The sequence below is a fragment of the Streptomyces roseochromogenus subsp. oscitans DS 12.976 genome, from assembly GCF_000497445.1.
Lineage (GTDB): Bacteria > Actinomycetota > Actinomycetes > Streptomycetales > Streptomycetaceae > Streptomyces > Streptomyces oscitans.
Genome location: NZ_CM002285.1, coordinates 9182231 through 9196273 on the forward strand (window position 1 = coordinate 9182231; position 14043 = coordinate 9196273).

The window sequence follows — 14043 nt, forward strand, 5'->3', positions numbered from 1 at the left end:
ACGCCCGGACGAGGAGGGACCGCGATCATGCGTGAGCTGGCGGAGACGGCCCGGCAGTGGGCGGCGCAGGGACGTACGGGCGTTCTCGCCCGCCCCCTCACCGAGCAGGGCTTCGGCCCCCGGCACCCTGCCGACGCGGTCCTGATCGACCAGGATGGTCGGTGCTACGGCACCCTGTACCGCGGTGTGTTCGACGAGTACTTGGCCGCGGAGGCCGCCGCTCTGCCCGCGGGCCACACCGCATGCGTACGTGCGGTCTCCGTCCACGATGACGACGTGAAGCGGGCCGGAATGACCTGCGGCGGCCAGGCCGAGGTGCTGCTGCAATCCCTGCACACCGTGCCCGCCCGCTGGTGGGATCTGCTGGCCGAGGGAGCCGACGTCGCGCTGATCACCCAGTTGGACGAGCAGCACACCCGGGTGGCAAGCACCGTGGCGACGACGGCGCCGGAGGGCGATGAAGGGCCCGCCCAGGCCGTCGCACGCGCTCGGGAACTGCTCACCCGCCGCCGGGCCGGTCGGGACGCCCGCTACACAGACGACGGACTCGTCCTCATCGAGACGTTCCCGGCCGTACCCCAACTGGTCATTGTGGGAGGAGGCGAACTCGCCGACCTGCTCACCGCGCAGGCCCAGCTGCTGGGCTGGCACGCCACGGTGGAGACCGCCGCGCAGGACGCCGTACGGCGGCTCGCCGAACGCCCGGCCGCCGCCTGCCTCATCGTCCTTTCGCATGAACCGGACGTCGACATCCCCGTCCTGTCCGCCGCGTTGACCAGCGGCATCTCTTACGTCGGTGCGCTGGGCTCACGCCGTACCCAGGCCCGGCGCGCTGCGGATCTCGTCAAGGCCGGCCTCGACGAGGAGCAGCTCGGGCGCATCCACGGCCCCATCGGCCTCGACCTGGGCGCCCGTACTCCGGCCGAGACGGCACTGGCCATCTGCGCCGAGGTGCTCGCCGCCCTCGACGGGCGCTAGGCCCGCGTGCTGCGCGAGGCGGACGGGCCGATCCAGGTCGGTGACGGTGCCGGGAATCCGGTTGCGCATGCTCCAGCTCATTTGCTGGGCTGTGGTGGGCCGGACACGATGGACGACATGGTGGCCCTGGTGGCGACGAGCGGCCCTGTCTCCGACGGCGTGGACGTCCCTCCCGCAGAGCGCGGAACTGGCGCTGTTGCGGGCCGCGCTGGAGGCCGGGGTGCCCGTGCTGGGTGTGTGCCTCGGCGCTCAACTGCTGGCGATCGCGGCGGGCGGCACCGCCCGGCCCGGTACCGGCGCGCGGATCGGCCGGGGTGACGTCCGCACGCCAGCCGCCACGCACACCGCCCCGCTGTTCGCCGCCGTGCCGGAGCTGCTGAGCGCCGGCTGGGACCTGACCTCCTACGAGGACGCCCCGCACCACTTCCTGGCGCACGCGTCCCGCCGGGCTGCTTGAAGGCGCGGATCGACCGTTCCTTCACCTCGCGGCGGCCGCCTGTTACGTGTCGCAGCCCTCGCTGTCGGCTGCGATACGACGGCTGGACCCGGCGGCGGCCTCCATCCCGGCTTCCCGGACGATGCACTCCACGGTCTCCTCGGGAGAAAGGGCCGCGGTGTCGAACCACCAGCCGACATCGCCGAGTTCGCGCCTCATGGCGGCGTCGAGAGCGTCGTAACCGTCGAAGTCGAACCGCTCCCGAGGGTCCCTGATGGTGTTGCGGTACCGGCACACTTCGCTGCCCGGCGCGAGCACGACGAACAATACCCGGCGAGCCGGGAGGAGGGAGACGAAGAAGTCCAGCTGTGCGCGGTCGGGGATCACCCAGTCGATAACCGGCGTGAAGCCGGCGTCGGCGAAGTTGTTCGCCAGCGTGCACAGATTGCGGTTGCACAACTCGACTTGCCGCGCCGCCTCTTCGGCCGGCTCGCCGAGCGCTCCGACGCGACCGCCGACCACCAGCCTGCTGATGAAATCGCCGTCGAGCCGGGCGGAGCGGGGCAGTTGCTCAGCGATGAGCCTGGTCACCGTCGACTTCCCAGCACCCGGCATCCCGGTCACGATCAGGCAGTCCGGTCTCTCAGCCGTGTTCACGTCCGCAATCGTGTCAGCGGGCGGGGTGGTCGGCAATCGCATTTACCAGGTGTTCGCAGACCGGGATGCCCGTTTCGTCCGGGCACGGCTGAAGAGCGGCCGTTGGGTCGGCGGCTGGTACGGCGACGACGAGGCCACCGCTTGATCCATGGGGAGGGGCTGGTGCCGGGCACCAGCCCCGAAGGTACGTCAGGTGCGCAGGAGCCGCAGGTCGACCGCGTCGGCCATGGCCTTCATGCCCGCGTCGCCGGGATGGAGGTGGTCGCCCGAGTCGTACGCCGGGTCGAGGGCGGCCGGGTTCGCGGGGTCACGCATGGCCCGGTCGAAGTCGATGACACCGTCGAAGGCACCGCTGGTGCGGATCCACCGGTTGACGCTCTGCCGGATCGCCTCGGCGGCAGGCGTGTAGTAGCCGTTGCCCTTGTCGGGCATCAGGGTCGCGCCGATGACGCGGACACGGGCGGCATGCGCCTCGTCGATCAGGGCGCGGTAGCCGTCGATGAGATCCTGGGCGGTCAGTGGCTGTCCGTCGGGGCCTGCGTTGTTGCCGATGTCGTTGATGCCTTCGAGGAGGATCACGTCCTTGACACCTGGCCGGCCGAGGGCGTCGTGGCCGAAGCGCTTCAGGGCGCTGACCCCCTGCCACGGGTTCGGGACGTCGGTGAGGACCCGGTTGCCGCCGATACCGGCGTCGACGACGCTCAGCCTCTGCGGGCCCGGCCTGGCGCCCAGCCGGCGTGCGAGGAAGTCGGGCCAGCGGGTGTAGGTGCCGGTCGAGGAGCGGTAGCCGTCCGTGATGGAGTCGCCGAACGCGACGACGGTGCCCTTCGCGGTCGCGGACACGACGTCCAGTCCGGCCAGGTAGTACCAGGAGGTCCTGGTGGTGCCGAACGCGGCGGCGCCGTCGTCACCCGTGTGGTTGCCGTAGGCGATGTAGGTGGTGTCGAACGCGTCGGAGTGCCAGGTCGACATCCCCGTGCTGCCGGGCACGTACAGACTGACCAGCAGGTTCTCCCCGGTGCTGACTGAGATCGGGACGACGTCGCTGACCTCCTCGGCGCCGGCCGGGATCGTGAGGTGACGGGACTTGCCGAAGGTGACGTTCCGGATGGTGCCGCGCGTCGCCTCGCCCCCGCTCGCCTGGACGGCCACGTCCACGGCGCCGACGACGAGCGGGGTGGTGCTGTACCGGTTGGACAGGGTGATGCGGGCGCCCGAGCCCGCGATGCTGCTGTGCACCACCATCCGGATGGTTTCGTGGTCGAAGGACGGGCCGCCGGTCGTCATGCTGGGCGACCAGGCGCTGACCCGCGTGCCCTTGCCCTGCACCGACGGAGTGGCGGCGCTCGCCATGTGCGCGGTGCTCAACGGAACGACCGTCAGGGCCGTGCCGGTCACCGCGCCGAGCACGGACAGCAAGGATCTGCGCCGCGGTCGGCGACCCGCCGCCGTTCTTTCCTTTTCCGGGAACATCCTTGATCTCTCCTACTCTTCTCCTCTGGACTCTCTGGCCACGTCTGCCGACCCGTCCTCAGCCGAAGGTGCGCAGCGTCACGGACTCGCCCGGCTTGAGGCTGATGCTCCGTGAGGAGCCGCCCGCAAACACGGTCGTGTCACGGCCGCCGACGCTCCTCAGCGTCAACTGCGTGAATTTGCCGTTCTTCCATCTGAGGTCGGCGACGAAGCCGCCGCGGACGCCGACACCCGAAACCGATCCGGATGCCGCCCATGCGGCGGGCAGCGCGGGCAGCAACTCGACATGACCCGGCCGCGAGTAGAGCAGCATCTCGATCATCGCGGAGGGGGTGCCGAAGTTCGCGTCGATCTGGAAGATGCCGCGGCCCTGCCCCATGTCCATGATGTCGAAGAGGTTCGGCGCGCTGCCGTTGCCGCCGCCGACCGACGGCTTCAGGTTGGTGATGACGAGCTGGTAGGCCTTCTCCGCGTTCTTCAGCCGGGACCAGCACAGGCTGCGCCAGGCGTTGGCCCAGCCGTAGCTGTTCATGCCGCGGGCGGTCAGGAGTGCCGTGGCTCCGGCGAGGATGTCCTTCGGCGTGGAGTCGTCCGGGCGGATCCGGTCCCCGGGGAAAAGGCCGAAGAGCGGCGACAGGTGCCGGTGCGTGGTCTCGCCGAGGTTGTCGGGTGACATCCACTCCTCCAGCCAGCCGGTCTTCGGGCTGACCACGGGCAGGTACAGGCGCTGACGCAGCCCGTCGACCGTCGCGCTGTAGGAGGTGTCCTTGCCGAGCACCTGGGTCGCGGTGCGGTAGTTGCCGAACAGGTTCCACACCAGTTCCTGGGCGTAGGTGATGCCCTTGGCGTCCAGCGGCCCCTGCTCGGGGGACCAGTCGCTGTCGGCGATGAGGACCTCGTGCGAGGCTCCGGAGGCGTCGGTGACGGTCGTGGTGATGAGCCGGGCCTCCCAGAATTCCACGGCTCCCTTGAGGAGCGGGTAGATCCTGTCGAGGTAGGCGCGGTCCTGGGTGTATGTGTAGTGCTCGAACAGGTTGTGACAGAGCCAGGCATTGCCCGCCGGGTGCCACCACCAGCCGCCACCGCCATAAGGGTTGGTGGAGATGGCCACCGTCCAACCGGCGATCTTCCCACTGGAGTTGCGGTATCTGTTGCTCGGACTGTTGAACAGCCGCTGGGTGACGTCCGTCCAGGAAGGCAGCTGGGCGAGGCAGTAGTCCGTGAAGGCGTCGAAGCAGTCGGAAAGGCCGGCGCGGTCGGCCAGCCAGTAGTTCATCTGGACGTTGATGTCGGTGTGGTAGTCGCCCATCCAGTCCGGGTCGTTGCCGTCCAGCCACGGCCCCTGCAGACCCATCGGCAGGACGCCCCGCGACCCGGAGATCATCAGGTAGCGGCCGAACTGCAGGTAGGCCGCCTCCAGTTCGGGGTCCGGGACATCGTCCCGGTAGCGGGCCTGCACCCGTTGCCAGGTGTCCAGCCTGCGCTGCGCGGCGGATGACGTACCGAGGCTGATGCCCAGCCGCTCGAACACCGGGCGGAAGTCGGCTACATGGGTGTGCAGCAGGGTGCTCGCGGAATGGCCTGCCGCGTCGAGGACCTTGGAGCGCGCCAGGCGCTCCGGGTCCAGGGACGGATCACGGAACCCGGCGGCCGCGTCCGGCGCGTAGTTCGTGCCGCCGCTGAAGACGACGGTGAGGTCCTTGCAGCCGCTGAAGGAGACCGACGTACCGTTGACGGCGACCTTCCCGGTGCTGCTGCGGGCCGTGACGGCCGCTCCGTACTTCAGCCCGTTGGCGAGGGAGGCGCCGAACGAGACATAGCGCCCCGTGCCATCCACCGTGGTGGACTCGCCGTGGGTGCCCGCAAGCGAGACGGTGCCGGTGTAGGTGCCGCCACCCTGCTGGGAGAAGTGCAGGACGATGACGTCGTCGGGGCGGCTGGCGAAGATCTGCCGTTGGTAGGTGATACCGGACAGGTCGTACGACGCGCTCACGAGGCCCTGGGCCAGGTCCAGGGTGCGGCGGTAGTTGTCCACGGCGCCCAGGTCGTGCCCGGGGATGTCGACGGTGACCTCGGCCAGCAGGGTCAGGGAGCCGAAGTCGTCCCGGCCGTAGGGGAACTGGCCGTCGCTCTGCAGGGTGTCGTTGAGACCGCCGGTCCACAGGGTGGCGTCGGTGATCGTCAGCAGTTCGCTGGAGGGGTCGTTGCTCGCGAGCGCTCCGAGGCGCCCGTTCCCGACCGGCAGACCCTGCCGGATCATCGAGTCGGAGGAGCCGGGGGCCTGCCACCACAGCTGGTTCTTCGCGGCGGCGGCCGGCGAGAGCAGGGGCGAGGAGGTGGGCCGGACGGGGGCCGCCGAGGCGGTGAAGGCGGGCAGTCCGCCGAGGGCGGCGGCCGTACCGGCTGCGGCGGCGAGGGCGAGAAAGCCCCTGCGGCTCGGGTGGTTGTCGTGCGATGCCGTGTGCTGAGTGTCCACGTGTGCACTCCATGTCCGGGGGAACTGCACGTGCGGGGGAGGGGCTGCGGGCGCGGGTCCCGGTCGTGTCCCCGGGACCCGCGAAGGCGTCAGAGGGTCTTGGGCACGTCGATCCTGTCGATGTCAGGTGCGTAGTCCCAGCCGCTGTCGAAGGTGATGGTGTTGGAGCCCGCCTTCAGGGCCAACTGGACACTCACGGTGTCGACGGTGTTCCAGTCGCCGGTGGAGGGGAACTTCAGGCTGGTGCCGTTGCCGCTGTTGGAGTAGACGGTCACGGAGCGGGGGTCGCCGCTGACATAGGCGACGTTCACGGTGTAGATGCCGTCCTTCTTCACCCTGATGTCGTTGAACTGCAGCTTGCTGCCGAGGTAGAGATTGCCGACCTTCTTGCCGCCGGAGCAGGCGTCGCATGCGGCGATCGAGGCGTTGCCGGTCAGGGTGTTGTCCGTGGACTCGGCCTCGTAGCCGGTGGTCGGCAGCTTGCTGCCGCCGGGCCTCACGGTGAAGAGCCGTGAACCATGCCCGGGCAGTGTCGCGGTGATCCTCTTCTTGTACGTCCCGAGGTTCTGGTGGTTCCACAGATCGCGCACGGAGGCCGCGCCGGTGAAGCCGAAGGAAGCCCAGTCGGCGGTGACGGCGGACGGCGAGCTGCCCAGGTTGAACAGGGCGACGGTGTACGTGCCGTCGGCGTTCTCGGTTCCCCACACCTGCTGGTCGCCCATCGGGGTGACCGGACGTGCGACCGGCGAGCTGTTCCGGTCGACGGCGATGACTTCCTGGTTGGTCAGGAGGGAGAGGCCGTAGCCGTCCAGCCGGGTGAGGTCGTCGCCGGTGAACAGGGGTGACTTGTTGATGGCCCACAGGGTCATGTAGCTCTGCCGTTCGGCCTTGGTGAGGCCGTCCATCGCTCCGTTGCCGACATCGATCGCGTCGAGGTCGTTCCAGCCGCCCGGGCCCGCCTGGTGGCTCCACGCGGGGGCGTCGTTCCACCGGTCGTTGACCGAGTTCTCCCAGGTGACCAGGGTGTTGCAGTAGCACTCGACGTCGGTGTCGATGCGCCAGCCGTTGGAGTACTTCTTCCAGTCGGCTGCGTGACCGATATCGAGCGACCAGGAGAGCTCCAGGTGGATCGGGCGGCCGGTGGCGGCGATGGCCTGATGCCAGGCGGCGACATCCGCGATGTTGTTGTAGTTGTCCCCGGACTTGAACGAGCCGGGGCCCACGCCGTCCAGCTTCAGGAAGTCGTAGCCCCAGTCCGCGAGCATCTGGGCCTGCGAGTCGATGTACTTCTGGGCGCACGGGTTGCCGAAGTCCAGCTTGTAGGCGCTGTCCCAGCCGTTGGTGGTGCGCAGATCCGGGTAGACGACGTTTGCGGTGGTACAGCCGGGGGCGTTCCGGATCGGCACCTTGCCCCCGCCGTACGCCCCCTTCTCCAGGCCGACGGGCAGGTAGATACCGGCCTTGAGGCCCTTGGCGTGGATATGGTCCGCGACCGGCTTCATACCGTGGGGGAACCGGACCGGGTCGGGTGTCTGCCGGCCGTACTGGTCGAACTCGGATGTCCAGTTCTTGTCCATCCACCAGCCGGCGTCGATGTTGACGTAGTCGTAGCCGTACTTCTTCAGCGTGGTGGCGAGGGCGTCCGTCTGCTTCAGGACGTTCGCCTCGGTCAGGTAGCTGTAGTTGCCGTCCGGGTTGAGGCCTGGGTAGTGGGAGGACTGCATACTCCAGCTGGACCAGCCCATGTAGGGCTTGGCGGCCATGGTGGAGGCGGCGTCGGCTGAGTTCGCCGCTGGGGTCGTGGGATCGGGGGATACGGCCAGGGCCCGGGTGGCGGCGGTCGGGACCACTGCGGCGAGTCCGGCCGTGATGGCCAGGACCAGCATCGATCTGACGGTGCGGCGCGGGAAGCCGGGGACGGCTCCGCGCAGGGCTCGGTACGGGGATGAACGCATGGGTCGCCTCCAGGGGTGAGGTGAGCTGCCGCTGCTGCGGGAATCGCGCGGTGGTACCCGGTGGGGGACGGGCGTTGTCAGGAGAAGGGAACCGGCGTATCCGGAAGGACGCCGGGGGAGAGGCGACGGTCGGTCGAGAAGCGGCCGTCAGAGAGGCGGACCGGGCGGCTCAGCCGGCCCCCGCGCCGCGGGCGCCGGGAGCGGCCCGGTTACGGCGGCGGCCCGGCACCGGGAGCGGCACGGCTACGGCGGCGGCCCGACCCGGGGAGCCCGGAACACCGTTCTGTGTCTGCCTCCCGCGGGATTCTGCGTTCTGCGGCTCATCGCGCCTCCTCCCACATACCCGATCCCATGAAGGACTGGATGGCGGTGGCCGCGGCCCCGCGTGCCCACTCCTCGAAGGGCAGGGGGCGTGTCGTCAGATCGCACTGCGCGGCGGTGCCGAAGGCGGACGCGGCGAACGCGTCCCGGATGCCCTCGGCGACCAGGTCGTACGCGGCCAGGCCCTCCCCGGAGATGATCACCCGCTCGGGGCCGAGGATGTTCACCAAGAAGCCGATGGCCTGGCCGATCGCCTCACCGGCCCGTGCGTAGACCCCTCTGACAGCGGGATCTCCCCCGTGAGCCAGCGCCAGAGCATCGGCCGCATCGGTCACCGGCTGGTCCGTGGCCGCGCGCACCGCGCGGAGTATGGCGGGGTCCGACGCGATCGCCTCCACACATCCCCGGTTGCCGCAATGGCAGAGCGGGCCGTGCGGATCGAGTGACAGATGTCCGATCTCGCCGGCCACGCCGTGCGCGCCCGACACCACCCGCCCGTGCACCACCAGGCCACAACCGATACCGGCGCCCACGGTCACCAGGGCGAAGTCCGAGAGCCCGACACCGGCCCCGAACCAGTGCTCGGCGACCGTCAGCGCCCGTACGTCGTTGTCGACCGTGACCGGCAGCCCGGTCGCGGTCCCGGCGATCTCGGCGAGCAGAATGTCCCGCCACTCCAGGAAGGGCGAGTAGCGGACGACACCACCGGCGCGGTCCACGTCCCCCGAGATCGCAATGCCCAGCCCACGGACCCGCACACCGAATCCGTCGGCCTCCGTGAGCAACTCCTGTACCAGCGCGGTGAGGACGGGAAGCACCGTCTCCGGCGCGCGGCCCGTCAGCCGGACATGACGGGCTATCCGGATACGGCAGCACAGATCGGCCAGCACGGCGATGATCTCGTCGCCGGTCACCTTGATCCCGATGAACAACGCCCTCCCCCCGTCCACCCGGACGAGGGTGGCCGGTCGTCCCACCGCAGGCCGCGCCTCTTCGTCCACCCCTTCGACCAGATAGCCGAGTTCCATCAGTGGACGAACCGCCTTGGTGACGGCGGCCGGAGAGAGGCTGGTGCGCCGCCCCACCTCGGCCCGGGTGAGCGGACCGTGGGAGAGCAGGGTCGTGAAGACCAGGGAAGCGGCCGGCGTCATCGCCGGGGTCGCCTCGTGATGGGGGGCCGAACGCATGGCCGGAAACTTAGAGAGGTTCTTTTTTGCTGTCAATAAATAAGGTGCGATCCTTTGCAAGGGTGCGAGCTGACACCAAGATCCCCTGGAAAACACAGGTGTGATCCGGGAGTTGGTGACTGATCAAAGGCGAGGCGAGCGCGGCGGACGCGGTCGGGACGGGGCAGCGCTGACCGCGCGGGTCAGGGATGGGCGGACCCGTTCAGATAGGCCAGCACAGCCAGGACCCGGCGGTTGGTCTCCTCGGAGGCGGTGATGCCGAGCTTGCCGAAGATGCTCGCCGAGTGCTTGCCGACGGCGCTCTCGCTGATGAACAGCCGGGCGGCGATGGCGGCGTTGGAGTAGCCCTCGGCCATCAGTGCCAGCACCTCCCGCTCGCGCGGTGTGAGCGTGGCCAGGGGGTCGTCGCGGTGGCGGCCGCCGAGTAGTCTGGCCACGACCTCGGGGTCCATGGCGGTGCCGCCGTCCGCCACACGTCGTACCGCTTCGACGAACTCAGCGGCGCCGAGCACCCGGTCCTTGAGGAGATAGCCGACGCCTCCCGTGCCGTCGGCCAGCAACTCGCGTGCGTACAGCTGCTCGACGTGCTGCGAGAGGACGAGCACGGGCAGTCCCGGCTGGCTGCGGCGGGCCTCCAGTGCCGCCTGCAGGCCCTCGTCGGTGAAGGTGGGCGGCAGTCGTACGTCCACCACGGCGATGTCCAGCTCCTCCTCGGCCAGGGCGCGGCGCAGCTCCGGCCCGCTGGCCACGGCGGCGGCCACGGTGAATCCGTGCGCCGTCAGGAGGGTGCAGAGCCCTTCCCGGAGGAGGAAGAGGTCTTCGGCGAGGACAACACGCAAGGCAGCTCCATCGTCACCAGGGTCGGCCCTCCGGCCGGGCTCAGGATGGCGATGCTACCGTCGAAGGCCGACAGTCGGCGGCGGATGCCGCGCAGGCCGCTGCCGCCCGCCCCGAGTACGGGCCCGTCCTCCTCGTGGGCGCCCCCGCACCCGTCGTCCCACACCGTGCAGCGCAGCATGGGGCCGGTGTGGCTCAGTTCGACGCGGGCGTGCGCCGCGTCCCCGTGCCGGGCCGCATTGGTCAGCAGCTCGGCGACGGCGAAGTACAGCGCCGCCTCGATCGGCCCCTCCGGACGGCCCGTCAGCCCGTCGGCGGCGACCTCGGCCTCCAACGGGGCGTCCAGGGCCAGCGCACGCAGCGCGTCGACCAGTCCGCGCTCGGCCAGCACCGGTGGGTGGATGCCCCGCACCAGGGCGCGCAGCTCGGTCAGGGCGCGCGCCGAATTCTCGCGCGTCTGCCGCACCAGTTCGCGCGCGCGGTCCGGGTCCGTCTCCATCAGCGTCTCCAGCGCGCCGAGTGCGAGGCCCATCGCCACCAGCCGGGCCTGCGCACCGTCGTGCAGGTCGCGTTCGATACGGCGCAGTTCCGCCTCGCGACTGTCCACGGCGGCCGCGCGGGTCTCGGTCAGCTCCTCGACCCGTTCGGCCAGCAGGCGGCGTTCCACCTCGGCGGCGACGGAAGGGTCCGGGCCGAGCAGCCAGGGCAGCCAGCGGCGGGCGTGCAGCCGCGAGGCGGGGCCGGCCAGCCGCAGCCCGGCGTAGTAAAGGACGAGGCCACCGGGCAGTGCCACGGCCGGTGAGCCGAACACAGAGGCGTGGGACACGCCGCCTTTGCCGCCGAAGATTTCGACGATGCCCGAGGCGAGCAGGCCGAAGAGGCCGTACCACACCATCGCGCTGGGGCCGAGCAGCACCACCGCCGCGATGAGTGGCTCCAGCGCGAGGAAGAACAGGTCACGGTGGGTGGCCGGGTCCTCGCGCGGTGGGCCGTCATGGAGATAGGGGCTCACGACGGCCGTACCGCCCCAGCGCCCGGGCACCCTGCGGTAGACGCCGGTCAGCCTGCGCATCGCGCGCAGCCAGCCCTGGTCCGGGTCACCGGCCGTGAAGAGCCAGCCCGGCAGACAGACGAACAGCATCACCAGGGCCGCCGGGCTGCACCAGCCGACTCCCCAGCAGTACCCCAGTTCCCGGTGTCGCCGGCCGAAGCGCCGCAGGGCGGTGCCGACGGCGCGTCCGGCGGTCGTGGTCATCGGCCTGCCTCTCCAAGGGGTTGTGCGGTTCGTCGCCTGTACCGGTTCACCAGTGTGACGCGCCCGAAGGCCGGACAGGGTGCGTCCGGGCCCCGCACGGGGGTGGGCCTAGCCCCACCCCGACTCGGCGCCTGAGCCCAATGTGCGCGTTCCCGCAGGTCCGTAGCGTCGAAGACATCAAGAACGGACACCGACACGGATCACGAACCAGGGGCGAGGGTGAAGGACATGACGGGGATGCGCATCGCGAACAAGCACGAGGGGTCGTCGAACGGACCGCTGCTGCAGAGCCTGGCGCTGAACGTCGCCGCGCCGCTGGCCGTGTTCTACGGCTTGCGGGCGGCCGGGGTCAGCCTGTGGTGGGCGGTGCTGGCGAGCGCCGTGCCGCCGACTGCGGAGGCGCTGCTGACAGTGGCGCGCGAGCGGCGCGTCGGGATGCTGGGCGTCCTGGTGCTCAGCATGGTCGCCCTGGGCGCGGTGCTGTCGCTGGTGACCGGGAGCCCACGGTTCATGTTCGCCAAGGATGGCTGGATGACAGGGATCGTCGGACTGGTGTTCCTGGCCACGCTGCGCGGGCAGCCGGTCATCTACCGGGTCCTGTCGTCCGTGGCAAAGGGAGAGAAACGTGCGGAGCTGGAACGCAACTGGCAGGCGTCGCCCACCTTCCGCCACGTGATGCGGCTGCTGACCGCGGTCTGGGGCATGGGTCTGCTGCTGGACTCGGTCGTGCGGGTGGTGCTCGCCTACACGCTGCCCATCGACTCGGTGCTGCTGGTGACCACGCTCCAGTACGTCGCGCTGTTCGTGGCCCTGGAGATCTTCAGCCGTCGCTACGGTCGCAAGCCGGCCCGGACAGCCGTCATCCACAACGAGGCCGCAGCGGCCGCGACAGCGGCATGACAGACCGTCAGAACTCAGGAGGAGCAGGGACATGGAGCAGGTGGTAGTGGTCACGGGCGCGGCGAGCGGGATCGGTGCGGCGGTGGCGCGGCACTTCGGCCGCCTCGGTGCGCGGGTGGTCGTGGCGGACATCGACGAGGCGGGCGGTGCCGCCGTCGCCGAGGAGGCGGGCGGGCTGTTCGTCCGTACCGACACCACGCGGGAGGAGGACAACCTGGCGCTGATCGAAGCCGCCGTGGCAGCTTACGGCGGGCTGGACTTCGTCCACCTGAACGCCGGGATCGGCGACGGCGGCGGGTTCGGCCAGGACGACTACGACGCGGAGCGGCAGCACCGGGTGCTGGCGGTGAACCTGCACGGCGTGATGTTCGGCCTGCACGCGGCCCTGCCCGTGCTGGCCGCACACGGCGGGGGCTCACTGGTGGTCACCTCCAGCATGGCCGGAGTAGGGATGGCGCCTTTCGACCCGGTGTACGCGGCCACCAAATACGGCGTGATCGGTCTGGTCCGCTCGCTGGCCCCGACCTGGCAGGAGAAGGGGGTGCGGATCAACGCGATCTGCCCGGGGTTCGTGCGTACGCCGATCCTGCCGCCGGAGGCGATCGACTACATCGTCGGCGAGGGCTTCGCCCTGGCGGAGCCCGCCGAGATCGCGGCGTCGGTCGCTGAGATCGCGGCGAGCGAGGAGGCGGGCCGTGCGTACGTGCTCCAGGCGGGCAGCGCCCCCGAGCCGGTGGCCTTCCCCCGGCTCGACCTGGTACGCACCGACACCTGAACGCCGCCCGCGAGCCGGGCACGGGGCCGCCGCCTGCCGGGATGTCCGGACGGGCAATCGTGACGACCTGCGCGAAAAGCGCTGTGACCGGCAAGGCTCATCAGGAGTCGTCGACCTCCCGCACCAGCTCGATCGCCCTGGCCAAGGTGGCGAGCCGGGCTTCCATGGTGTCGCCGGCCGGATACAGACGTACGGTGTCGACGCCGGCGGCGCGCCACACCCGCCCTCGGCCCAGCCCTGCCTGCCGTAGGCGTTGTTGCAGAAGGTGGTGGACGCCGACCCCATGCCGCTCAGGCTGAAGGCCAGTTCCTTCTTGCGCCGGGCGGCCATCGCGCCGAGTGCCTCCTCGTCGGGCGCGAAGGCGACTTCGGCGCCCTGGCAGACGTCGAGGTGGGCGCGTGTACGACCACTGTGGGCGAGGCCCTCGTCCAGGTGGGCGAAGTAGGCGCCGTCTGCGCCTTCGGGGGCGGAGCTGGTGCCCAGCCAGCCATCGGCGACTTCCCCGGTGAGACGCAACATGGCCGGTGACAGTGCCGCCAGGTACAGGGGGATGCTCGGGCCGAGCAAGGGTTCTTCGTCTTCGCGGCGGATCTGGAGGACGAGCTGATCCGCGCGCTGGGCGTGGCACGGGTGGAGGAACTCGTCCGGGCGGAGGGCAGTTGCGGCGCTTCCTCGGCACGAAGACAGGGCGCAAGATCCGCTACGGCCGTGTCCTCGTCGAAGCCCTCGACCCCGACCGCGTACCCGCCCCACTCGACGGCCTGCTCACCAGCCTCTGACCTCTCGGGCGCGC

Annotated in this window: 11 protein-coding genes and 2 pseudogenes; 5 read left to right on the top strand and 8 right to left on the bottom strand. The window is 70.3% G+C overall.

Translation table 11 applies throughout. From position 1 onward, the window contains the following. Nucleotides 1-27: 27 nt before the first annotated feature. Nucleotides 28-978, top strand: coding sequence for an XdhC family protein (locus M878_RS89430; RefSeq protein ID WP_023553435.1), 951 nt, complete (start codon nt 28-30; stop codon nt 976-978). 67 nt (nt 979-1045) lie between these two features. After that, nucleotides 1046-1435, top strand: a complete 390-nt coding sequence (locus M878_RS99105) for a gamma-glutamyl-gamma-aminobutyrate hydrolase family protein (protein ID WP_209445599.1) — start codon at nt 1046-1048, stop codon at nt 1433-1435. A gap of 42 nt (nt 1436-1477) precedes the next feature. On the opposite strand, the gene M878_RS50190 is transcribed toward M878_RS99105, so the two are convergent. From M878_RS50190 to M878_RS50195, 7 genes are all read right to left on the bottom strand, one after another. Next, nucleotides 1478-2107, bottom strand: coding sequence for an AAA family ATPase (locus M878_RS50190; protein ID WP_245238319.1), 630 nt, complete (start codon nt 2105-2107; stop codon nt 1478-1480). A gap of 153 nt (nt 2108-2260) precedes the next feature. Beyond that, nucleotides 2261-3439: an SGNH/GDSL hydrolase family protein gene (locus M878_RS89440; RefSeq protein ID WP_245238320.1), complete on the bottom strand. Its 1179-nt coding sequence runs from the start codon at nt 3437-3439 to the stop codon at nt 2261-2263. Between the two features lie 163 nt (nt 3440-3602). After that, nucleotides 3603-6020: a glycosyl hydrolase family 95 catalytic domain-containing protein gene (locus M878_RS89445; RefSeq protein ID WP_023553440.1), complete on the bottom strand. Its 2418-nt coding sequence runs from the start codon at nt 6018-6020 to the stop codon at nt 3603-3605. Between the two features lie 89 nt (nt 6021-6109). Then, the gene (locus M878_RS89450; protein WP_023553441.1) at nt 6110-7975 is read right to left on the bottom strand and encodes an alpha-galactosidase D; all 1866 of its coding nucleotides are present in this window, start codon (nt 7973-7975) and stop codon (nt 6110-6112) included. A gap of 320 nt (nt 7976-8295) precedes the next feature. Beyond that, nucleotides 8296-9483 carry an ROK family transcriptional regulator gene (locus M878_RS89455; RefSeq protein ID WP_023553442.1) on the bottom strand — a complete coding sequence of 396 codons (1188 nt, stop codon included), beginning with the start codon at nt 9481-9483 and terminating at the stop codon, nt 8296-8298. A 182-nt stretch (nt 9484-9665) separates the two neighbouring features. Further along, entirely contained in the window at nt 9666-10322 is a 657-nt protein-coding gene (locus tag M878_RS89460) for a response regulator transcription factor (RefSeq protein ID WP_023553443.1), read from the bottom strand. Next, entirely contained in the window at nt 10262-11575 is a 1314-nt protein-coding gene (locus tag M878_RS50195) for a sensor histidine kinase (RefSeq protein ID WP_023553444.1), read from the bottom strand. Before M878_RS50195 ends, M878_RS89460 begins: the two co-directional genes overlap by 61 nt. A gap of 228 nt (nt 11576-11803) precedes the next feature. Here M878_RS50195 and M878_RS89465 point away from each other — a divergent pair, with 228 nt between their 5' ends. Both M878_RS89465 and M878_RS89470 read left to right on the top strand, forming a co-directional pair. Further along, nucleotides 11804-12475, top strand: a complete 672-nt coding sequence (locus M878_RS89465) for a VC0807 family protein (protein WP_158692850.1) — start codon at nt 11804-11806, stop codon at nt 12473-12475. A 31-nt stretch (nt 12476-12506) separates the two neighbouring features. Next, nucleotides 12507-13250, top strand: coding sequence for an SDR family NAD(P)-dependent oxidoreductase (locus M878_RS89470; protein ID WP_023553446.1), 744 nt, complete (start codon nt 12507-12509; stop codon nt 13248-13250). A gap of 100 nt (nt 13251-13350) precedes the next feature. On the opposite strand, the pseudogene M878_RS95540 reads toward M878_RS89470, so the two are convergent. After that, nucleotides 13351-13892 (bottom strand): annotated as a pseudogene (locus tag M878_RS95540) (LLM class flavin-dependent oxidoreductase); the annotation flags it as partial. Between M878_RS95540 and M878_RS95545 the strand changes: the two are divergent. Beyond that, nucleotides 13809-14029: pseudogene (locus tag M878_RS95545) on the top strand (ATP-dependent endonuclease); the annotation flags it as partial. The pseudogenes M878_RS95540 and M878_RS95545 sit on opposite strands and share 84 nt — an antisense overlap. Nucleotides 14030-14043 lie beyond the last annotated feature (14 nt).

Coding starts and splice junctions, on each gene's coding strand:
- M878_RS89430 (WP_023553435.1), top strand. CDS start 28: ATGCGTGAGCTGGCGGAGACGGCCCGGCAGTGGGCGGCGCAGGGACGT.
- M878_RS89455 (WP_023553442.1), bottom strand. CDS start 9,483: ATGCGTTCGGCCCCCCATCACGAGGCGACCCCGGCGATGACGCCGGCC.
- M878_RS89450 (WP_023553441.1), bottom strand. CDS start 7,975: ATGCGTTCATCCCCGTACCGAGCCCTGCGCGGAGCCGTCCCCGGCTTC.
- M878_RS99105 (WP_209445599.1), top strand. CDS start 1,046: ATGCTCCAGCTCATTTGCTGGGCTGTGGTGGGCCGGACACGATGGACG.
- M878_RS89470 (WP_023553446.1), top strand. CDS start 12,507: ATGGAGCAGGTGGTAGTGGTCACGGGCGCGGCGAGCGGGATCGGTGCG.
- M878_RS50195 (WP_023553444.1), bottom strand. CDS start 11,575: ATGACCACGACCGCCGGACGCGCCGTCGGCACCGCCCTGCGGCGCTTC.
- M878_RS89465 (WP_158692850.1), top strand. CDS start 11,804: ATGACGGGGATGCGCATCGCGAACAAGCACGAGGGGTCGTCGAACGGA.